General features: G+C 47.7%; 13 protein-coding genes. 12 read left to right on the top strand and 1 reads right to left on the bottom strand.

Features of this window, described 5'->3' with window-relative positions:
- The first annotated feature begins 160 nt into the window (after positions 1-160).
- The 5 genes from ADICEAN_RS03260 to ADICEAN_RS03240 all read left to right on the top strand — a co-directional run bounded on the left by ADICEAN_RS03260 (position 161) and on the right by ADICEAN_RS03240 (position 8,148).
- Entirely contained in the window at positions 161-3,997 is a 3,837-nt protein-coding gene (locus ADICEAN_RS03260; RefSeq protein WP_009194098.1) for an HYR domain-containing protein, read from the top strand.
- A gap of 68 nt (positions 3,998-4,065) precedes the next feature.
- Positions 4,066-5,052 (top strand): T9SS type B sorting domain-containing protein, encoded by a 987-nt coding sequence (locus ADICEAN_RS03255; protein WP_009194097.1) that lies wholly within the window; start codon positions 4,066-4,068, stop codon positions 5,050-5,052.
- A 16-nt stretch (positions 5,053-5,068) separates the two neighbouring features.
- On the top strand, positions 5,069-6,079 hold the full coding sequence (locus ADICEAN_RS03250; RefSeq protein ID WP_009194096.1) for a PorP/SprF family type IX secretion system membrane protein: 1,011 nt from the start codon (positions 5,069-5,071) through the stop codon (positions 6,077-6,079).
- Between the two features lie 6 nt (positions 6,080-6,085).
- The gene (locus ADICEAN_RS03245) at positions 6,086-7,474 is read left to right on the top strand and encodes an OmpA family protein (RefSeq protein ID WP_009194095.1); all 1,389 of its coding nucleotides are present in this window, start codon (positions 6,086-6,088) and stop codon (positions 7,472-7,474) included.
- A gap of 83 nt (positions 7,475-7,557) precedes the next feature.
- The gene (locus tag ADICEAN_RS03240; protein WP_009194094.1) at positions 7,558-8,148 is read left to right on the top strand and encodes a hypothetical protein; all 591 of its coding nucleotides are present in this window, start codon (positions 7,558-7,560) and stop codon (positions 8,146-8,148) included.
- A gap of 66 nt (positions 8,149-8,214) precedes the next feature.
- Here ADICEAN_RS03240 and ADICEAN_RS03235 read toward each other — a convergent pair whose 3' ends face one another.
- Positions 8,215-8,553, bottom strand: coding sequence for a GIY-YIG nuclease family protein (locus tag ADICEAN_RS03235; protein ID WP_152426301.1), 339 nt, complete (start codon positions 8,551-8,553; stop codon positions 8,215-8,217).
- Between the two features lie 174 nt (positions 8,554-8,727).
- On the opposite strand from ADICEAN_RS03235, the gene ADICEAN_RS03230 reads away from it, so the two are divergent.
- The 7 genes from ADICEAN_RS03230 (at position 8,728) to ADICEAN_RS03200 (ending at position 22,075) form a co-directional block, all read left to right on the top strand.
- Positions 8,728-9,957, top strand: a complete 1,230-nt coding sequence (locus ADICEAN_RS03230) for a site-specific integrase (RefSeq protein ID WP_009194092.1) — start codon at positions 8,728-8,730, stop codon at positions 9,955-9,957.
- 230 nt (positions 9,958-10,187) lie between these two features.
- Positions 10,188-10,883 (top strand): hypothetical protein, encoded by a 696-nt coding sequence (locus ADICEAN_RS20875; protein WP_152426300.1) that lies wholly within the window; start codon positions 10,188-10,190, stop codon positions 10,881-10,883.
- Between the two features lie 417 nt (positions 10,884-11,300).
- The gene (locus ADICEAN_RS03220; protein WP_040396096.1) at positions 11,301-13,067 is read left to right on the top strand and encodes an AIPR family protein; all 1,767 of its coding nucleotides are present in this window, start codon (positions 11,301-11,303) and stop codon (positions 13,065-13,067) included.
- A 550-nt stretch (positions 13,068-13,617) separates the two neighbouring features.
- Positions 13,618-13,941 carry a hypothetical protein gene (locus ADICEAN_RS03215; RefSeq protein ID WP_009194089.1) on the top strand — a complete coding sequence of 108 codons (324 nt, stop codon included), beginning with the start codon at positions 13,618-13,620 and terminating at the stop codon, positions 13,939-13,941.
- 606 nt (positions 13,942-14,547) lie between these two features.
- Positions 14,548-15,579 carry a DUF932 domain-containing protein gene (locus tag ADICEAN_RS03210; RefSeq protein WP_009194088.1) on the top strand — a complete coding sequence of 344 codons (1,032 nt, stop codon included), beginning with the start codon at positions 14,548-14,550 and terminating at the stop codon, positions 15,577-15,579.
- 1,606 nt (positions 15,580-17,185) lie between these two features.
- Positions 17,186-18,583, top strand: a complete 1,398-nt coding sequence (locus ADICEAN_RS03205; RefSeq protein WP_152426299.1) for a hypothetical protein — start codon at positions 17,186-17,188, stop codon at positions 18,581-18,583.
- A gap of 225 nt (positions 18,584-18,808) precedes the next feature.
- Positions 18,809-22,075, top strand: coding sequence for a hypothetical protein (locus tag ADICEAN_RS03200; RefSeq protein WP_009194086.1), 3,267 nt, complete (start codon positions 18,809-18,811; stop codon positions 22,073-22,075).
- Positions 22,076-22,113: the final 38 nt, after the last annotated feature.

Here is a 22,113-nt window from a genome sequence, read left to right as displayed (position 1 = left end):
CTGATGAGCCTGTAAGCCCATGATGTGGCTCCACCGTCAATTAATAAAATCCTATTTTAAATAAAATTGGTAAAATTTTTTACCCATTTGTGTTTATTTTTTGGATAGAGCTATTACATTTGCAAGTACTATTCCCTGATCATCAGCCAAAGCTGAACCTATGACATTACTTTACCGCACCATTCAACAGTTAGGATGGACCCGTTATGCGCTTGTAGCCACTGTGCTGCTGGCCGTAGCCGCTGCACCTGCCCTCCTTCCTTCCATCCCCGATCACACATTTTCCCTTCCTGAAAATGCTGCTGCAGGTACCCTGGCAGGTGTTATTGAGCCTGCTACTGATGCCGATAATGAAGCCCTGCATTTTGAGATCGTTAGTGGCAATACCGGCGGCGCCTTTGGCCTTGAGGCTGGCGGAAACATTCTGGTCGCCAACAGCAGTGCGCTCGATTATGAAGCTACCCCTGTATTTACCCTTGGTATAGTGGCTACGGCCAAAAAGGGGCAGGAGGCAGAACAAAGCACAGCCCTAACCGTAACGGTGCGTCTACAGGATGTGGCCGAGCTGCCTGGCCTTACTGTGGCTGCCGCTTCGGCCATCACTGAAAAGAGTGCAAACCTGGGCGGACGGGTATGGGCCAATGGCGCTACCACTACCTATGCCCTTCAGTGGGGACTTTCTCAGTCCCTGCCTGCCGTATCAGCTGCCAGCCTGCCAGGCGCCCAGAGCCTGTCGGCCGGTACAGCTACAGTATCGTTTAGCCAGGTAGTGAATGGCCTGCTGGAGGGCACAACCTACTACTACCGCCTGGTAGCCGAAAACAGTGCAGGAATTGTGTATGGCGAGACAATGAGCTTTACCACCCTGTCGGTGCCCAGGCTGGTGTCCATTATCCGTACCCAAAAGAGCCCTACCAATGCCAAAACACTTGGCTTTACCGTTACCTTCAGTGAGCCGGTGCAGGGAATTGGTGCCGCTGACTTTGCGCTTAGCTTTACCGGCAGTGCCCGGGCAAGTATTAGTGCGGTAGAGGCCCTGGAGGCCAACAGCTACCGGGTGCAGCTGCAAAATGCCAAAGGCGTAGGCAAGCTTACCCTTGGCCTGAGCGCCACCAGCAGTATTCAAAGCACACAATCCGTACCCCTGGGCATGATGCCCCTTGGCGCCGAAAGCAATACCGACCTTTTTCAGCCCTACCTGCTCGATGATCAGGCCCCTACCATTGCCATTTCAGGCCCTACCAACAACTCTACGCAGGTAGGCCCGGCCACCTGGGTGGTTACCTATAGCGAGCCTGTCACCATTACCCTTTCTCCGGCCGATATTACCCTAATTGCCACCGGCACTGCCACGGGTACTGTTTCCGTAAGCGGCACCAGCAATACCCAGCGTATTGTAACCATTAACGGTATTACCGGCGATGGCACCCTGGCCTTTAGCATTGCAGCCGGAACGGCAACCGATGAAGCCGGCAACAGCGCTGCAGCAGCCGGCCCCAGCAACTTTGTAGTAGTAGACAATACCGCACCGGTAGGCATTTGTCCCGAGCCCATTGTGGTGTACAGTGCCTCAGGTACCTGCGATGCTTATGTAACCGTACCCCTGCCGGTGTATACCGATAATACCCCCGGCGAACTGGGCGGTACCCTTTACCTGGCAAATGATTATACCAACATTGCCAATGCCTCGGGCCGCTACCCGGTAGGAACTACCAAAGTGACCTGGGAGATCCGGGACGGTTCCTTTAACTATACCACCTGTTCTACCACCATCACCGTAATCGACAATGCGCCTCCGGTAGTGAGCTGTCCGGATGATTTTGAGGTGGGAACGGATGCCGGCGCCTGCCAGGCGGTGGTGAACTATGAGGTGCCCTATGCCGACAACTGCTCCGGCGCTACCATCACCCAAACGGCTGGTCTGCCCTCGGGCGCTGTGTTTCCCCTGGGCGAAACGGTAAATGAGTTCAGGATCGTAGACAGCAAAGGCAATGTAACCCTATGCAGCTTTACCATTACCGTAGTAGATAATGCAGGCCCTGCCATTACCTGCCCTGAAGATATTGTGGTAGAAGCAGTATCCGGTCAGAATGGAGCAGAGGTAACCTATGACCCCATTACGGCTACGGATAACTGTACCGCCAGCGGCGATCTTACCATTACCCAAACAGCAGGTTTACCCTCCGGCAGTTTCTTCCCCTCCGGTACCACCATTAACACCTTTGAGGTGCGGGATGCAGCCGGTAATGTAAGCACCTGCTCCTTCTCGGTATCGGTAGCCGATGATGAAGCTCCCTGGATTGTGATCAGCGACCCCTCGGTTTGGGTTACCCAAAATGGCCCGGTGTGGTATGAAGTGACCTACTATGCCGCCGAAACCATTACACTGGATGCGTCCGATATCAGCCTGAACCGTACCGGTACGGCCAATGCGGCAACCATCGTAGTAACCCCAGTTGAGGGCACTAGCAATAAATTCCGCGTTACCCTCTCCAACATTACCGGCAACGGCAGCATCAGCATCAGCATTGCCGCCGGCACCGCTTCTGATAATGTGGGCAACATGGCCCCTGCGGCCGGCCCAAGCGAGCGCTTCTGGGTAGATACCAGCGGCCCGGCCATCTCGGCTGTTGGGGATGTTACCACCCTGGAAGATACCCCTACCGGCGCCATTGCCTTTACCGTAAGCGATGAGGTGAGCCCTTCTTCGGAAATACAGGTTAGCGTTACCGCAGCAGATGGCGTACTGGTACCTGCCAGCGGCATTCAGCTCTCCGGCACCGGCCAGAACCGCAGCCTGCGCATTACGCCCGGCCTGCACCGCCATGGGGTAACCCAGGTGACCATTACGGCCACCGACCGGGCCGGCCTGAGCTCTAGCCGCCAGTTTCAGCTTACGGTAGTGGCCGTAGCCGATGCGCCCGTGGTAACCACCGAGCCGGCCTTTGGTCCGGAAGATACCTGGATCGACCTGGAGTTCTCTGCCCAGCTGGTAGACCAGGATGGGTCCGAAAGCCTGCAATATTACCTTGTAGAGAATGTGCCTGTAGGAGCGTCACTCTCCGGCGGTACCGACCTGGGCAATGGCGTATGGCGCCTAACCCCTGCGCAGCTGGCTGGCATACAGGTGCTGCCACCGCTTAACTTTGTGGGCCAGTTTACCCTGCGCATCCGGGCAGGCAGCCAGGAAGCTTCCAATGGCAGCGCTGCCGAGAGCCCTGCAGTAGACCTGGTGGTAACCGTAGGCGGAGTGAACGATGCCCCCAGCTTCTCGCTGAGCCAGACCGAAATAGTGCGTTACGAAGATTTTGCCGATGATGTGGTGATCAACATCCTGAACCTGCAGGACCCCGACTCGCCCCTGTCCGGTATCCGCTTTAGCCTGAGCCCTGCCTCAGTAGACTGGGTAAACATCACCATTGATCCGGTAAGTGGCGAAATTGTACTGAAGTCGGTAAAAGACAAGATACAACCGACCCCCTTCACCTTTACCGTTACGGCCAATGACGGCAGCAGCGAACATGCCATTGCCACCCAGACCTTTACTGTACAGATTCTGCCGGTAAACGATGCGCCTTCCATTAGCATCCAGTCGCCCTGGACGCATCAGGAAGATTTCACCGGCGCACCTACGCGCTCGGTAAGCATTGCGCCTCCTCCGGCCGATGAAGCCGATGAGACCCTGAGCTGGGAAGTAACGCCTGCGCCATCCAGTCTGAGCTTTATCAACCTGAGCTTCAGCAACGGTACCTTTACCGCTACGGCGGTACCCGATGCCGTGGGTGAGGCTACCCTTAGCATCCGCGCCTTTGATGGCACCGATTACTCGGCTCCCCTTGAGTTTAAGGTAATTGTAACCCCGGTAAACGATGCGCCCTCCATCAGCATCCAGTCGCCCTGGGTACACCAGGAAGATTTCACCGGCGCACCTACGCGCTCGGTGGTGCTGGCGGCCGGCCGGCCAATGAAGGGGTTGAGACCATTACCTATGAAGTAACACCCGATCCGGCTTCTGCCAGCTTCATTAACCTGAGCTTTAGTGGGGGTACCTTTACCGCTACCGCCGTGGCCGATGCGGTGGGTGAGATGGAGTTCAGCATCCGGGCCTTTGATGGTACCGATTACTCGGCCGCCATTCCCTTCAAAGTGATTGTGCAGCCGGTTAATGATGGTCCCGGCGGCCCTGGTGGCGGAGGCGGGGGAGACGAGCTGGGTCCGTTTACCTACCTGGAAGATGAGCTGGCTACCCTGGACCTGAACGACTACTTTACGGATGCCGACGGCGATGTGCTCCAGTACACCTTTGAGAACATGCCCGCCTGGTTCCTGCAGGATGTAGACGACAACGGACTCTCCGGCCTGCTGGAAGGTACCCCCTCGCATGAAGATATCGGCGAATACAGCATAACCGTAACCGTAACCGACGGCCAGGTGTCCCTCACCAGAACCTTTATGGTGTATGTGATCGAGGTGAACGATCCCCCTCAGATCCACGACCTGCGCGAGGAAACCGAGACCTTTATCAACCAGGCCCTGGAGCCGCTTACCTTCACCGTTAGCGATGAGGAAACTCCGGCAGAAGAGCTGACCGTGCAAGCCCATGTAGTAGGGGGCACCAGCCTGATCAGCAGCTTTGAGCTGATCAACGAAGGAGCCGGCGCCTGGCGCATCGAGTGGAGCCTGCAGCCAAATGCCTATGGCGAAGATACCGTAGTGGTACAGGTAAGCGATGGCGAACTTTCTACCACTGCCAGGTCGGTGATCCGTGTAGGCCTGCAGGACCTGCCCGATATCCCAACCCTGATCACCCCCAATGGCGATGGCCTCAACGACAGCTGGAACATCCTGGGGCTGGAAGAATTCCGCAACCACGAGATCCGGATATTTGACCTGCGCGGCCGTGTGGTGTTCAGTTCCCGCCAGTATGGCCCCAGCCGGGAGTGGGACGGCACCTTTAACGGAACCGCCCTGCCCGATGGTACCTATACTTACCAGATCCTGCTGAACGACGGTAAGGAGAAGCGGACAGGCCACATAACCATAGCCCGATAGTTACCTGATTACTCCTATGAAAAAGATATACCTCCTCTTTGTGATGCTCTTTGCCGGCGCGGGCTATGCAAGCGCCCAGCAGCAGTACGAGCTAACGCAGTTCTTTCAGAACCCCCAGGCGCTTAACCCGGCCTTTACCGGTATTGAAAAATACTGGCAGGCCAATGTGGGCTACCGCAAGCTGTGGGCGGGCTCTTCCTATGCACCCCAGCAGGGCTTTGTAAGCCTCAATGGTAGTTTCTATAAGCCCGATCTGCGCCTGAATGCCATTCGCATCAGCCGGCCCGAGGCCTATATGGAAAACCTCACCGACCGGGAATACCGCAAGCTGAATGCCCGCCATGGCCTTGGCCTGTACTACGGCTATATCGGCAACTCGGTCACTACGGATGATCAGGGACAGATCACCTATTCCTACCACATGCCGCTGAGCCGCAAGATCAACGTATCGGCCGGCGCCGGCCTGGCCTACCTGAGCACCTACCTGACCCCAGGGGGCTACAAAGTGCGCCAGCAGCAGGACCTCATTTACCAGGACCTGATGCAAAGCGGCGTGCGCAAACGGCAGGCCACCATCAATGTGGGACTGGCCCTGTATGGCGAGAATTTCTATGCAGGCTACAGCAGCACGCGCATGGCCTTTCTCAAAAACACCACCGATGAGGGGTTTGAAGACCAGATCAACTACGTAGAGCATACCATCAATGCCGGCTACCAGCTACCGCTAAGCCACTCGCTGCGCCTGCAGCCCAGCATTCTGGTGCAGTATGACCGGCTCATGGAAGCCGCCGTGTACGGCAATGTGAAAGTGCGCTACAATGAACTGCTTTGGGCGGGCATTTCCTACCGCAACAAAGAAGCCTATGGCCTTATGATGGGCTTTTTACTGGGCGATCACCTGAGCCTGGGCTACTCCTATGAGCAAAACATCTACGAGTTTGATGCGGCTCATAACGGCAACCACGAGCTGGTGCTGGGCTACCGGTTCTTCAGAAAGGGATATAAGGCAAATAGTTATTTTTGGTAATTGGTAATGAAGAAGATACAACTCCTCACTCTCCTGCAACTTTGCCTGCTGGCAGCCCTGGGCCTTCCTGCCCTGGCACAACAGGAGGCCCCCCTTTTTGATGTGCCCAAGCGCCTGCCGGATGCCATCAACTCCGAGATGGAAGAAAGCCTTCCGCTGCTCTCAGCCGATGGCAAAACCCTCTACTTTGTGCGGGTGCTGCATCCCGATAATACGGGCGGAAAGGTAAGCGGACATGATATCTGGTACGCCCGCCGCAATGACGATGGCAGCTGGCAGGAGCCCAAGAACACCCTGCTGGGCCTTAACAACAAGGGCAACAATGCCATTTTAGGCTTTGGGCAGGAAGGTAACCGCATGTACCTGCTCAATAATTATGGCGGCAGCGGCAGCTACAAGACCGGCATCAGCTTTGCCGAGTATACGAACAACCGCTGGGGCTATCCGCAGGACTTTGCCATTCCCCGGCTCAAGAAGGAGGGATTCTTCTACAATGCCTACATCAGTCCGGATGAAGAGGTACTTATTGTAAGTATGCAGCGCAAGGGCCAGCCCGGCGATGAAGATCTCTATATTTCGACCAAAGGCGAGAACGGCCGTTGGACTGAGCTGCAGAACATGGGCACCAAGATCAACACCGGCGGTTTTGAGTCATTCCCCTTCCTGACGGCCGATAAGCAAACCCTCTACTTCTCCAGCAACGGCCATGGCGGCCATGGCGATGCCGACATTTTCATGAGCACCCGCCAGGACGAAAGCTGGACCAACTGGAGCCGTCCGGTAAACCTGGGCCGCTCGGTAAACTCCAAGGGCTTCGATGCCGCCTTTGTTATTTACCCCGATAGCACTGCCTTTTTTGTAAGTAACCGGCAGGGTGGTATGTCCGATATTTACCAGACCCGCCTGAGTCCTGCCGTGCCCGAAAAAGACCCCAACCAGGTGCCCATTGTGTTTGAAGAGATGACGGAAGAAGAACTGGAGGCCATGAAACCAACCGACGAGGACAACAGCATGGCCGACCTGAGCGACAGCCGCAAGGAAGCCATTGTAGTAGAAGATGTGTATCCTCTTACGGTGAGCATTTACTTTGCCTTCGATTCCTATGAGCTATCCCCTGAGGCCCATACCAAGCTGCGGGAGCTCTTCCAGAAATACACCGTAGGCGATGTGCGGGTAACCCTTACCGGCCATACCGATGCCATCGGTACCGAGGCCTACAACAAGCGTCTTTCCATCAACCGGGCGCAGTCAGCCGAAGATTTTCTGCTGAAGGCCGGCCTGGCCCGAGAGCGGGTCAAGACCGACGGCAAGGGCGAGCTGGAGCCGGTAGCCTCGAATGAAACAGCCGAGGGCCGACGCCAGAACCGACGGGTAACCATCAAGGTGGTGAAATAAAAACTAAAAAAAACCTGCAACACCTGCAGGTTTTTTTAGTTTTGAGCTACATACAAGTATTGTTTATCTATTTCTCTCTACGCATGCAAAAACTATCTACCCTGCTGGCAGCTCTTGTGCTGCTGGCCACCATGGCCTGTCAAAAGGAGAACGATCCCGACCCCATTAGTGAACAGAAGCAGCGCCTGATGGCGGCCGATTGGGGGGGCGAGCAGGTGGTTGTGGAAACCGACTATGTTATGACTACGCCTAATGGACAAGTACCCGTGCAACAGGAGCAGATCCATACGGGCTTTATGGACCGCTGCGAGTCGGCCATTACAGCACGCTTTCTGGCCGATGGTAATTTTGCCCTTACTTACCTGCCGGGCTTTTGCGGAAAACAGCAGGATGAGTCTCAGCAGATGCGCTGGAGATCTGATGCAGCCGTTACCGAAATAACCTTTATTGGTGAGAATGCAGGGGGCATGAACATCGATCCCAACGGAAATTACGGCTCCATTAGCAATGAAGCCACCTTTGAGGTGCTGGAGTTGACCGATGATCGGCTGGTCATTACCCGCAGTATGCCCATTACTGATTTTTTCAGCCAGGACCTGCTGGATCTGTATGCTAGCCAAGGTATTACCTTTAGCGGTACGTATACCTACACCACTACCTATCTGGCACGTTAGGATGACTTTTCCTACCGCACGTTTGGGCGGCGATGACCTTCCCGAAAGCATTCGGGATGCTTTGGACTATATCGCCTTGCCCGCTGAGTCAATTAGCCATTCAATATATTTCCTGCTTTTCTTCCCTTTAATTCTCCTTTCTTCAGCCAGGGCCTCCGAACGGATTTTGAACTCTCTGGACCAAACCAGCTGCCATGGGGATCCGGTTTTTGTGTAAGGGCTTCGGCCAGTGTTGTGCTCTTCCATGCGGCGATGTAAGTCTTCTGTAGCGCCAACATAAAACTTGTCTAGTTTTTCAGAGAAGACGATATAGGTATAGTACATGGTAGATAAACAAAAAAACCCGACAGGTGTCTGTCGGGTTTTGGTGGAGAATATCGGAGTCGAACCGATGACCTCTTGCATGCCATGCAAGATTTTGGTAATTTTAGTTTTACCCAAACAGCCACAAAATATATGCTTATTTGCTTGAAGTGGCATTTTTCACTTGCACCCTTTCTCAAATAAAGTCAATATAAACCAAGCTGTAGTTTTACCTTAGTTTTACCTAAGCACGCTTTTTTTCCGTATCTTAGGTCTATGGAAATGATCATCAAAGCCCTTCTGTGGACCTACAAGAAAACGGCGAACGGCGAGCATGAGATCCGGCTTCGCCTGACCGCGTATAAAGATGTCAAGTACATTGGCCTTGGCTATAGCTCCCTGCCGGAGCACTGGGATGAAGCCAACGAGATGCCTCTGCCTGCTCATCCCAGGTTCAAAGAAATCGTCAAGGAGATCGTCCGGTTAAAGGAAGAAGCAGACTTCGAACTGAGGCTGGCCCGTAAAGCACATACCTCCCTGACTCCCGCCGAACTTAAGCAAAAGCTGCAAAAGACCCGCAACCAAAGTGTCCGTAAAATACTGGAGTTCTTTGATAAGGTAATAGCTGACCTGGAGAAGGAAGGTCGGATCGGGTATGCCAATGTGTTCAGGCACTGTAAAGCCATGCTCAGCAACTTCCTAGGTGGTAAGGACAAGGTGTTCGGGACCTTTTCCAAAAGCGATTGTGAGCAGCTGGAAAAGTATCTTCTCCAGAACGTGCCAAAAGAAAGCAGCATTAGCCACTATCTACGCACCTTCTACCGCCTCTGGAACCTAGCAGTCGAAGAAGGCATTGCCGCTAAAGAACTGCATCCTTCCAAATACATCAAGTTTAAGGTGTATCGGAAGTTTAAGACCTCCAAACGCGCCATCAATTTTGAGTATATCCAGGCGATTGAGAATCTGCAGTTTGAGCTGGGGAGTCGACTGTACCGCTCGCAGCAGTACTTCCTGTTCAGCTACTATGCCAGGGGCATTAACTTTATTGACCTGGCCCAGCTCAAGGATAAGGTGCACCTGCGTGGTGATGAGCTTTCATACGTACGCTCCAAGAATAAGCGGGCCTACAACTTCAAGCTGCATTCAAAGGCCTATGCGATCATTCAGCTGTTCAGGGAGTACCCCCTGCAAAGTGATGGAGACTACCTCTTTCCAATTCTGATGAAGCAGCATGATACGCCCAAAAAGATCGATGTGCGCATCGACAGTGCGCTGAAGGACCTGAACGAAGATCTAAGGATCATGGCGGAAAAGATCGGCCTGAACAAGCACCTGACTTCTTATGTGGCCCGTCATTCCTTTGCCAGCAACCTGCGGAGTAAGAAAGTGGATGTAGGCATTATCCAGGGGGCCTTAGGGCATGAAACGGAGCTCCAAACAGCTGTTTATCTGGAAGAGATTGATGATACCCTGGTCGCTTCACAGATTGAGGATGCCTTAAGGTAAGGAGTCGGCTGTTGCAACCAAATCTCACATCAGGGTCTGTTTATAGGTGTGACATGCTTAGGCAGGAACGCCTTAAAAATCAAAAGCCTCTCGAAGAGAGGCTTTTATTCCTTAGACTTGGTTACGTCCCGCAAGGGGAGAGGCTTTACCAAGCATTACACTACAATATTACGGTTTTTTCGGAGATATTGTTCCATATATGGATTTATTTTATTATTTGTTACAGGCCAATGAATTACAATAAATTACAAGCTCTATTTTCTTCTCCCAGAGTTACCCGCTACCTTATTGCCACAGCTGGAAAAGGTTCTAAAGCCTTGAATTACACGTTAGCCACTGAACTGTACTTGGACAATTTAAAATTGGCTCAAGCATTTCATCCTCTTTTAGGTGTTTTTGAAGTAGTGCTACGAAATGCTCTCAACGACTTATTGACTGCTGCTTTTAATGATCCTGATTGGATTATTAATGAAAAGTATGGATTTATGAATGATCCCGGACTGGGTGACAAATACATGCAGCAGGAGGTTCTGAAGGCTGAAAAAAGCATTCTCAGAAACAAGGGTATTCCTAATTCATCTAAAATTGTTGCTGAGGTTATGCTGGGATTTTGGACCAATTTCTTTGACCTAAAATGCTTCAAAGTTCTTAACGGCCTTCCAAGAAGAATTTTTGTAAATAACACTTCTCAAATTTCTCGTTCTAACATATATAATCAGCTTTACAACATCCGCCAGTTCCGTAATCGTATCAATCATAATGAACCCATATGTTTTAACGGAACGGGGTTTGATTGTTCAGAAGCGGTGGCTGTTCATGGATTTATCATAGGTATTTTAGACATGATTGATTCCGACATTGAACCTTGGCTAGCTCTTCTTAATAATGTTACAACACAATTGAAGCATATGGCTAACAAATATTGAATTTCAGGACTGAGCTAGAGCGGGCGTGCTACTTTTAGGGCCTATAGCAGGATATGGATCAGTTGATTTTTGGGCTTAGATGGTGACTAAAAGATAATGATGTCCTATTTTGTTCTAGGGGAAAGCTTCAAAGGAGGGAAGGATTTAAGGCTGATCTTTCTGTTGCTTTAGAAATCACATCCTTAAAATGGATATCCAAAAAGGGGCTGTGCATCTACAAAAGCATCGATAAGCCGCACGGGGTTCTCAGCTGAAATGGATGCCTCCAGACTAGTTGAAAAAGTCTGACTCGTGTCTTGGCCTGTCAGGTGGTGCATGCCTAAATTTACAAAACCCTATTGTTAAAGTGAAGAGAATTCAACAGCTTTATTCGCGGAGCTTTCCGCACAGACTGAACGTTGGCAGTAATTTTAAAGAATGAAAAAATATCAAACCCTGATAAATATTCTGGATACAATAGTTAAGGAAGCTCCCTCTTCTATGAATAAAAAGTATCCTAAAAACGCAGATATTGAAAAACAAAACCAATCAAGGGCAAGAGCATTTATTCATCTTTATCTAAAAGTCAAATTTGGACTTCTTGATTTCACAGAAAGAGAACATTTTATTACTGACGGTTCATATGACGGAGGAATAGATGGATATTATATCCATTCTGATACTAAGACTATATACTTTATACAATCCAAATTTCGAACAAACGACAAAAACTTTGAAAGTAAGCAAATTGATTTGTCTGAAATCTTAGTGATGGATGTTAATCGAATATTAGATGGTGAATCGACTGATGAAGAGGGTAACGAATACAGTGGAAAAATAAAACAACTGCAAAGGGAAATATCATCAATAGACGATATAGCAAGATATTCTTACCAAGTAATAATTCTGGCAAATCTAAAAGATGTAAAAACTAGTGATCTAAGAAAATTGACTGGAGGATTTTCTTCTTCTGTTTTTGATTTTAGCCGTTGTTATGAGGATTTGGTTTTTCCTGTAATCACTGGGACTTATTACCAAGCATCTGACTTGAGTATAAATATTGATCTAAGCAATAAGAATGCTGGAAGTAAGATTAGTTATACCGTTCTCACAGAAAAGGGGGAATGTGAAATTACGGTGTTATTTGTTCCAACAATCGAACTTGGACGAATCATGTACAAGTATAAGAACTCAATATTAAAATACAATCCTAGAAGTTATCTTGGACATGAGGGCAAAAAAGTAAATACGGCAATTAAAGAAACTATAATTGAGAACACCACGAATGAGTTTGCTCTTTATAATAATGGTGTAACAATGTTATCTGATGAAACTTACATCAATGAGAGAATTGGTCAAAAGAACAAAGCCCAGTTGATTGTAAAGAACCCACAAATAATTAATGGCGGACAAACTTCATATACGTTAAGCCGAATATATGAGGAAAACATAGGGAATGAGGTTGAAAAAGTTTTTCAAAGCAAAGAGGTCTTGGTAAAGATTATAACACTCCTTGAAAATAGCAACCATGAAAACAAAGTAGATTTAATAAAAAATATTTCAAACGCGACAAACCAGCAAACTCCTGTAATTAATGCAGATAAAATATCTAATGATGAGTTACAAGTAAAAATTCAAAAGTGGCTTTTCGATAATTACGGGTTGCTTTATGAAAGAAAGAGAGGTGAATTTGCGGATGGAGTTTTTAATGGATATATCCCTGCTAAGAGTATTCTAGAAAGAAATTTGTTCTTCAGAATGTTCTATTGCTCTAATGGGAAAGTTACAAAAGCCAGAGAGAAGAAATTGTTTATTAGGCAAGATCTTAGTTTTGAGGAGCTGACAGACAAAACATCTTTAGATAATAGCTATTACGGTTTTCTTTGTTTTAAAAAAATAAGCAAGCTTAAACACCCAAACCAAAGAGTTGATTTAAGCACTTATGCGAAAGTAAGAGCAATGACAATACTGTTTAAGCCGGAAAACATTGAAGATTATGAGATGAATATTGAACAGGATTACAAAACACTTAATGAGGGCTGGGAAAACTTCCTCAAATCGTTTCAAGACTCGTACGCAAATACTAAAACTCGTAAAGACAAGAAAACAGGAGAAATTAAGGAATATCAAAGTTACAACTATTCAAAGTGGTTTGATAGTACACAGTTTGAAAAGGACCTGATTGAATATTATAAAAAAGAATAAACTACTGCCAACAACAGTAGCTGTTGCACAACCCCAAGAAAAAGGGGGTGATTCTCCTCCAGCTAACACCACTCGCCGGTAATTTTTCTCTTCCGAACCGGATTTCCCCAAAAGCAACCAAAAAACAGCAGCCTCACCAGGTTTAGGGTTACTAAGGCGGCTGTTATCTTCTCCTAAAGCTCAAGCTAAAGTTAAATTCATCCCGCTTTTAATTTGGGGGCGACCTTCGGCACGGCTCTCGGGGCTCGCTTTTTTTGTGAATTAACCCCGCTGTCCTTGGTCCAGCTGAGGTGGCCACAAAAAAGAGCTTAGACAAACCCCTCCATCCTCGCCCGCGTGGCTCCACCGCCGCTGCTAACCCGAACCAGACATTTCTCTATCGTTGCTGCAAGGTATGGGATGCTCGGGACAGCGCAAGTACAGTCCCAAAAAAAGTAAGGTCTCCCGGAGGGAACCCTCCTGACTTTTTTAGGTCCTTCCCTTGCTTTAGTCCCTCTCACCCATGGAAGCGCCGCATCGATAAACAAATGTCTCACCAAACCTTACCACCATGGAAAATCTAACGAATGGAAACAGGGAAAAGAATCAGCTGTCCTTTTACATTGACCCAGAGCAGCAGCGTAGCATTGGAAGGGTCTACACCGAATTTGTTCCCAATTACTGGAACAAGATCAAAAGAAACAAAAGGCTCAAGGACGAGGTCCTCTTCCTGGCCAGCTTCGACCGAATTAGCTGGCTGGTCTACTCCTGGCCCAAAACAAAGGTGGCAGATCTGCTCAGGTGGGGTTACCATCTCATCATCTTGGATCCAGCGTTCGACATAACGCCTCTCACCGATCCTATTCCGGTGCGCAGCCTCAACGACCTTGACTAAGGGGTGCCTTCTTCAGAAGGGGAGCCGCAGGGCTCCTCTTCTTTCTTAAGCTTGGTGCTTTTGTCAAGATCAGTCCGTATGTAAAGATTGCCCTTAGCTGAGTAGGGGGGAGATTCTTTCTTACTCGTTGCACAGCCGCCCTATTCCACTCCCTTCAGGCCCATCGCTCCAGCCAAACGCCTGCTGCTGCGTTCCATGCTTCCACTCCTCAGCAGGCGTTCCACTGTCGCTACGCACAGCCGCCGAGCCCTCAGCCCCGCTAAGGCTCCCCGCCCCTCAAAGCTGAACGCTCCGCGGCTTAAACCCCTCCCTTACTAGTAATCCCACCCATTCATTTTGCAAGCAGGCATCGAGCCTTAAGCAAAATGAGCCCGTACCGCTAAAGTCACTGCCAGAGGAAACAGAACCTTTATCTATCGTAGCTGCAAGATATGTACCCGCCGGGACAGGGGCGCACGGGCTTCCCCGCAAGGCCCCAAGCTAGACCAAAAAAAATCTCCACCCTTAGGGGTAGTATTTTTTTCGGCTCCAGCTTGCCCGAAGTCCCGGCGGGTACATGGAGAGGCTGCCACAATAACTAAATGTTCCATTTAACCCTTTACGATCATGGCACACAATTTAGCCCAAAACCCCAAAAGCGGAAAAGCAGCCTTCTTCTCCGTGCGCGAAAAAGCCTGGCATCAGCTAGGCCTCCTTTTGGAGGATTGCCCAACCTCAGCGGAGGCCATTGCCTTTGCCGGCCTTGACTACGAGGTGCAAAAGACCTCCCTGCAGGCCTTCACCCTTCCCTTCATGCCCCATCCGGTACCCGACACCGACAACTGGCCCTATGCCAAAGTACCCCACCGCTATGCCACCGTACGCACCGACACAGGCGACCCTTTAGGGGTAGTAGGCAAAAACTACCAGGTGGTGCAGAACAAGGAAGCATTCGGCTTCTTTGACAGCATCGTCGGCAGTGGCGAAGCCATCTATGAGACGGCAGGTGCCCTGGGCAGGGGAGAGATCATCTTTATCTCGGCCAAGCTGCCCAGCCACCTGCACATCAAATGCAACGGCAAGGAAGACGGCATCGAGCAGTACCTCTTGCTGACCAACTCCCACAACGGAGGCTCGGCCATCCGCATTCTCTTCACTCCGGTGCGGGTGGTCTGCAACAACACCCTGAACATGGCGCTGCATAGCAAGAAGAGCGTCTCCATCCGTCATACCAGCAAGGTGCAGTACGGACTCAGCCGGGCAGCCCGCCTGCTGGGACTTGTCCAGCGCGAGTACGGCAAAACAGAAGAAGCCTACCAGCATCTGGCCAAAATAAAGATCACCGATGGGGTGCTGCGCCACTACATCGATTCGATCTTCCCGGCCAAAGGGGAAACAGAGGAGATCTCTACCCGCCTGGCAGGGATACGTCAGCAGGTCTATGCCTATACCCAGGAAGGAGCCGGGCAGTACCAAATCAGGGGCACCGCCTGGTGGGCCTATAACGGCATCACCGGCTACTTTCAGAACGTGCGCCCCTTTGGCAGCTGGGAGAAACACTTCCGCACCAACCTTTTGGGAAGTGGACATGCGCTGATGCAAAAAGCACTGGCCGAAGCACTAAAACTGGAGAAAGGGGGAGTCCCCCCTTTTTTATAGATGGGGCAGTAGAGAGGGGCTTAGCGGGTAGGGAAAGGCCGGTGGCACACCCCCCCACCGCACGGGCCATGTGGCCAAAGCCTGTCCCTTGCTTTCATGCTTCCCTTCAGGCACACGCGTTGCCCACCCCTGCGCAAGCGTAGCACCCTTTTCTGTTCCGCTGCGCAGCACGCCAAAGCGCACTACCCTTGCCTTTGCCTGCCCGCAGCACAGCCAGCCTGCAGAAGCGGGACGGTTGGTCAAGGCTAAAATGGTCGTATGCGTGTATTTCGCTGGAGAAGAGGTGTAGACAGATTGACTGGGCGCGTAGACAAGCTCTGCCGGATGTGACGACGAACGACTGCCTAGGCGCGCCCAGGGGCAATAATCAGTAGACAGGAGGTGGCGACAGGCTGTAGCCAGGTATGCACCTAGCAGTAATAGCGTATCAGCAGCACCCTGGTCCATCAACCCCAGACAAAGAAGTGTCCTCATTCCCCGCGGGTGTACGAGTTTCACAGGAGGTTAGGGGGCGCTGGCGTACTTATCAGGAGCTCAGAAAGCTATCGAAGCGCTCGTATTGCCCTTCATTATGTAGTTGGTCAGGGCATAGGAAGTACAGGCCTCTAGCAGGGCGTATCGGGCTAATAAGAGGCATCTGCTCCTGGACATGGAAGGGTAGGACGTGCGACTAGGCAAGCCACCTGCATTTCGTGCTCCGGAAGCTGGCTCCTGTATGCCCGGCAAAGGGGTAGAGCCAGCCGGATCAGCCGGTAAAATCCAGGTAGGAAACGCGCGTCGACAGGCCCTAAAAATCCCTAGCAAGAATGACTGCCAAAAGGGGGTGTAGACAGCCTTCCCGCTAGCGTAGAGGCTGTTTTTTGGGAAGGGGTGTCGACACGGACCTCTTGAAGGTAGTGTAGGCCCGGTAAATTGTCTACTCCAGGGTGTCTACAGCTAGCGTAAAAGGGAAATATGATGGTACTATCGTTTACCCCAAAAGCTCGGCCAGTATCCTGTCGTAGAGTCATGCTGGCATTATCTAAACTGCTTCCAATTTCTTTCAATATTTGCGATTAACCCTTTTAAAATTCTTTTGATGCTCCCCAGGTACTTTTTTCCAGGCAAAGGTTGTAGAAATAAAAGTGCAGGCAGCCTTTTTGACTTTATAACCTTGGCCCTGCTTAAATTTCTTTGCACTTCATACACTCCCAATTGAAAGCGAAATTTTATAGAGATGTGAATGCACTAAGAAAGCGGGTTGATTAATGGACATGGGTCAGTTAATCGCGCTTATTATATTTGAACCGTTAGTTTCTATCAGCCTATGTTCCTATCCGGTCCGCAGAAAAAAGTTTCCAAATTATTCCTGCATTAACGGCTTGTATTAACAGGTTAATTTTTCATCTGTCATTTGTTCTATGGGCTGCTTTAGACGATCTTCTAAGGAGCTTGTTTGTCAGAATGATGATGGATTACGTGTATTGTTTAGAGTAAATAAAAAAAGGTGAATTTTTTTTAAACAAACTTAAGGGCTAAGGCATTAGACTTTTATCCTAACACCTTATACCTATTCATGCCAGCTCCCGTCCTGAGCCTTCTTTTACTACTTCTGCCCCTATGGAGCTTGGCCCAACAGGATCATAAGGCTATAGATTACTCTGACAGCCTTCGAACAAGCGGGGAAGAACAGATAAGTGCAGTAAGACTAAGAAGCGATACGCTGGTCCTAAAGGTGCAATACCAGCTGGACAGTGTAAATGGCATCCTTTCCAGCATTCAGCATACGCTGGATAGCCTTCAGCTGGACTTAGGCAATCAGGCTACCCACCTGCAGGATAGCTTACAAAAGTTGCAGCAGCAAGGGCAACGCTTTGCGGCTGCACTCAAAGAAAAACAGCAATCTTTGTCCGCACCGTTAGCTGGGGTGCAAATCCGGCTTCATCAGTTGTGGCTGCCCCGCGACGGCCTCCCTGAGGCTACTCTTCCTCTTTTTTCTGCTCAATCGCTTTCCTTAGATGGAGTTACCAGCCAGGGGCTTTTCAGCATCAATCTTCCTTCCCTACCATCAGAAACAAAGTTGAATATACCCCAGATAGGCACGCCTGGAAATGCTCTTACTTACACTATACCCTCCCCTGAGCTTTCTCTGCCCTCTGCCTCCAGGCTTTCTTCCATCAGAGAGCTGGCTAAACTGGACACTGGTGCTTTTGATGTTGCCACTCTTGATAAAAATTTAGAAGACAAACTGCTGCAGCATGGGCAGGTAAAAGAGCTCCAGCAACAAGTTGACCAGGCCCAGGATCCCCTGAAGGAATACCTGCAGCAGGATGCCCGCCAGGTGGCAGAGCAGCAGGCTCTGGAGCAGGCAGATTTGCTGCAAGACCAGGCAGTGGACAAGCCCGCACATGCAGTGGATCATTTTGCAGGCAATAAAGCATCCCTGGACCAGACTCGCCAACAGCTCAATCAGTACAAGGGCCGGTACAGCGAGATCAAAAGTGTCAAAGAGTTGCCTAAAAGCCCGCTCAAGCGCCATCCGCTGGCAGGTCAGCGCTGGCATAAGCGACTGCAGCCGGGCTTGCAGTGGCAACTGGGCAGAGCAGAGGCATTCAGAATCGATTTAGGACCTCGGATAAGTTACCGGCTAACAGACCAGATAGAACTGGGAGCATCCGCTCAAAGGAGGGTCTCTGTTGGAAAACAAGTGCCTGGGTTTGTCTCGGGGAGGTATGAACAAGTATGGGGGTATAGCATTTTTGCAGGCTTTGATTATAAGAAAGAAATCTATGGGCAGGTCAGCTGGGAACAATTAAATGTGCAGCCCCAGCAACTCCCTCATCAGCTGGAAAGACCCCTGCAGAGAATCTGGATAGACGGACTGCGGCTGGGCCTGGGCAAGCGCTACACACTGTTCAAACAACTTAGAGGCTATAGCCTGATGGAATATAACTTCACCCGCTCCCTGCATGCCCCCTATCGTCAGCAATTGCAGTTGAAAATGGGTGTGCTATGGCAGAGATAAAATGAAATATTAAGAACAACTTAATAGTATATCAATCTCAAAAAGGTAAACTAAAATTAGTTTCTAAAAAGAAGAATTTCCTGAACCCTACTCTTTGCAGTCCAATAGTTTTATTTATAGTTATCACAGATTAATTCTAGCAATATGTCTGAGTATTGTAAAGCAAATGTTGTGCTTTGCGATCTTCATTGTTGTCACTTATAACCTTATACAGCAATATCACTGATGAAACAACCTAAAATTTTTCTAATAGGATTAATTGTTGCATGCTTTATGAGCGTGCCTGTGTATTCACAAGAAGAGGATGCATATGGTGAATTGACAAAATTACTTGATAATGTGGCAAAAGCATCTCCAAATGCGGCTGCATTAGGTCAATATGGCAAAGTCCCAGTTGACTATAGTAGAGGATTAGTCAAAATAGAAGTCCCAATTGGTGAGATTACAGAAGGAGATATAAAAGTACCAATATATCTCTCTTATCATGCTTCAGGAATTAAGTTAAACCAGCAGCCATCATGGGCAGGATTGGGCTGGGTACTTAATTCAGGCGGAGTTATAACAAGACAGGTTAATGGAATTCCGGATGATACAAAAGCAAAAGGATATATATTCAACAACAAATCTTTTCATACTGTTAGTGGTATCTCAGGAAAATTAGATGAAAATGCTTTCGATAATTTAACTGATTTACCTAGTATAGACTCGGATGCTTATGAATATCACAGAAGGATATGGTCAGGCATTGATAGCGCTCCGGATAATTTTTATTTCAACTTTGGTAATAATGCTGGGTCCTTTATGTTTGACAGGGACGGAAATGTTATATCAAACACGAATTTTTTAATTGAATACGAAATAGAGCAGCTAAATGATTTTTTAACTGAGGTAGGGCAATGGGCCATCACTATCCCTTCTGGAGTTAAATACATTTTTAGTGAAAAGGAGACCATATGGAATGACATACAATACCATCATACTAGCGGAGTAGACGTAACTAGGACAACAAACTCTTGGTATTTGTCAAAAATTATTTCTTCTGATAAAATTGATACTATAAATTTCATTTATGGAAATAACGATATGCATAGATACACAAGTAATTGGGTTGACTCTTATGTTGAGTGGGATCTTCTCGAAGGAAGTGGAGAAATAAATTACCGTCACACAGCCAGTGCCTTTAATAGAACATACATTTTCCCAAGTGGGGATAATAAGTTTTTAGAAAAGATAATATCGAAAAGTGCTGTTGTTGATATTCTATATGATGAATCAAATGACGAAAAGAGAAGGATAAGCGAGTTGTCGTTCATTAATAAGTTAGACAATAGATTATTTAAGAAATATAGTCTGAAATATAAAGATGGTGCTGGTAACTTTCCCAAAGATATTTTAGTGGCAGTAAATGAACTAGATTTAAGTTTTAGTAAAACTGTAAAAAGCCATTTATTCACATATAATGAAGTAGATATTCAGATTAATGGGCCTGGGGGATATAATGAATTATATGCAAGCGAAGACCATTGGGGCTTTTGGAACGGTAATGTTCAAAATGGATATCAATCTAAAATTCCAATAAATGAATTTTGCAGGGAGAAAAATGCCATACAATCTGCAGGAGATTGTGATGACTATCTATATAAAGGATCCTTGAATAAAGAGACAAATCCAGGAGCTGTTAAGGCAAATATGTTGACGAAGATAAAATATCCAACCGGTGGGGAAACTAGCTTTGAGTTTGAGGCAAATACGTATAGTTCTGTTAATGGTTCATATATAAAAGAACGTATTGTACCTGCTGGAGGAGTTAGAATTGCTAAGATTATTGACTATGATGGCATTAGTCATGATAATGATGTTGTAAGAAGATTTCGTTATGAACTGGATGGATATTCTTCCCTTATATCAAGTGGAGTAATTGCAAATGAACCTGAGTATGAAAGTTATTTTGAAACCCAGCAAACTGCTTATTATAAACCTTACAAGATGAAAGTTTGGTATGATAGGCCTATTAGAAATATTGATTTGCTCTACAGTAAAGTAGAGGAGATATATAATGATAGTAGTTCAATCCACTATTCCTATACAACAACAGCAGATTATCCTCATATACGTGATCAATTTGATAAATTTTATGTGTACCACGTGAATCTACGGTCTGGAGGTCATTTTTATACTTTCAAAAAAAATCAACACATTTATTCAAGTAATGAACATAATAACAAGCACAAATTAGGGTTGCTGAAATCAAAAACTACATATAGAAAAGATGGTAAGGTTCTTCAGACAATAAAAAATACCTACCAGTTTTTAAGTATGGGAAAAACGATTGGTTATGAAAGATTTGGTTATGATTTTCCCATGACTCAATATGATATACCCTTTACTACATTTTTCTTTAATCATTATGTTGTTGAATTAGGAAAGGCAGTATTATCAAGAGTCGAAGTGCTCCAGTACCCTGATTATGGTGATAATCCTATTCAGGAAGTGACTGAATATGCATATAATTCTAGGCACTTATTGAGCAGCCAGATACATTATAAGGGCAATGTAACTGTCAAGGAGGAATTTAAATATAATTCTGATTTCTCAGACACTACATTTTACGGATCTAACGAACATCTACTTAATAACTATATTATTGATAGAATTACGCTTCGGAAAATCGAATCAAACGGAAATATTGTAGATGCTGCTCTATTTAAATACAACAATTTAGGTAAGCCAAGTGAATGGTACGTATTTGAAACGGATATTCCTGTTGTAGAGTCTGTATTTGATTCATACGATGTATTCAAATCAAAAAAATTCTACAGTAAACGAAAAGCTGCTTATAATGAAGATAATGGTCATTTAAAAGAACTTGTCACAGAATCAGGATTGGCACATTATTATATTTATGGATACAATGACAAGTATTTAATTGCAGATATTACATGCCCTACTAATATTGGCTTTGTAAACTTTGCTTACACTTCTTTTGAAGCAATAGATGGCGGAAGTCAAATTTTGACTTCTAATTATGGGGGATGGTTGATAAATAACCCCTTGTATTCCGAAAATGCTGCTAAAACAGGTAAAAGAAGTCTAGTAGGAGGTACTTTATATAAATCTTTACCACCCGAAAATTGTGTAGTTAAATTGTGGGTAAAGAAATCAGGATCCTCAAACGGTACACTGACAGTTAATGGATCAAGCAGAACTATTACCTCAGATGAATGGAAGCTGGAGGAATGGGAATTCAATAGTGAGGATCATATATCGATTGTGTTTTCAGGGTTGTATCTAGATGAGGTGGGCCTTTTTCCAACTGCTGCACAAATGACAACTTATACTTATGAGCCACATACAGGCATAAGCAGCTCAACTGATCCTACTGGCAATACGGTTTATTACGAATATGATTATTTAGGCAGATTATGGCGGGTAAGAGACAGTAATGATAATCTGCTGCAGCAGTTTGAATATTATTTTGCCTCTGATAATTAATCTGGGTTAGTCATTACAATACTTTATTGACGCAATTT

Origin of the sequence: Cesiribacter andamanensis AMV16, assembly GCF_000348925.1 — a bacterium.
Taxonomy (GTDB): domain Bacteria; phylum Bacteroidota; class Bacteroidia; order Cytophagales; family Cyclobacteriaceae; genus Cesiribacter; species Cesiribacter andamanensis.
The sequence above is the reverse complement of the archived record's forward strand: the minus strand, read 5'-3'. Positions and strand labels throughout refer to the sequence as shown.

Coding starts and splice junctions, on each gene's coding strand:
- ADICEAN_RS03260 (WP_009194098.1), top strand. CDS start 161: ATGACATTACTTTACCGCACCATTCAACAGTTAGGATGGACCCGTTAT.
- ADICEAN_RS03250 (WP_009194096.1), top strand. CDS start 5,069: ATGAAAAAGATATACCTCCTCTTTGTGATGCTCTTTGCCGGCGCGGGC.
- ADICEAN_RS03245 (WP_009194095.1), top strand. CDS start 6,086: ATGAAGAAGATACAACTCCTCACTCTCCTGCAACTTTGCCTGCTGGCA.
- ADICEAN_RS03240 (WP_009194094.1), top strand. CDS start 7,558: ATGCAAAAACTATCTACCCTGCTGGCAGCTCTTGTGCTGCTGGCCACC.
- ADICEAN_RS03235 (WP_152426301.1), bottom strand. CDS start 8,553: ATGCAAGAGGTCATCGGTTCGACTCCGATATTCTCCACCAAAACCCGA.
- ADICEAN_RS03230 (WP_009194092.1), top strand. CDS start 8,728: ATGGAAATGATCATCAAAGCCCTTCTGTGGACCTACAAGAAAACGGCG.
- ADICEAN_RS20875 (WP_152426300.1), top strand. CDS start 10,188: ATGAATTACAATAAATTACAAGCTCTATTTTCTTCTCCCAGAGTTACC.
- ADICEAN_RS03220 (WP_040396096.1), top strand. CDS start 11,301: ATGAAAAAATATCAAACCCTGATAAATATTCTGGATACAATAGTTAAG.
- ADICEAN_RS03215 (WP_009194089.1), top strand. CDS start 13,618: ATGGAAAATCTAACGAATGGAAACAGGGAAAAGAATCAGCTGTCCTTT.
- ADICEAN_RS03210 (WP_009194088.1), top strand. CDS start 14,548: ATGGCACACAATTTAGCCCAAAACCCCAAAAGCGGAAAAGCAGCCTTC.
- ADICEAN_RS03200 (WP_009194086.1), top strand. CDS start 18,809: ATGAAACAACCTAAAATTTTTCTAATAGGATTAATTGTTGCATGCTTT.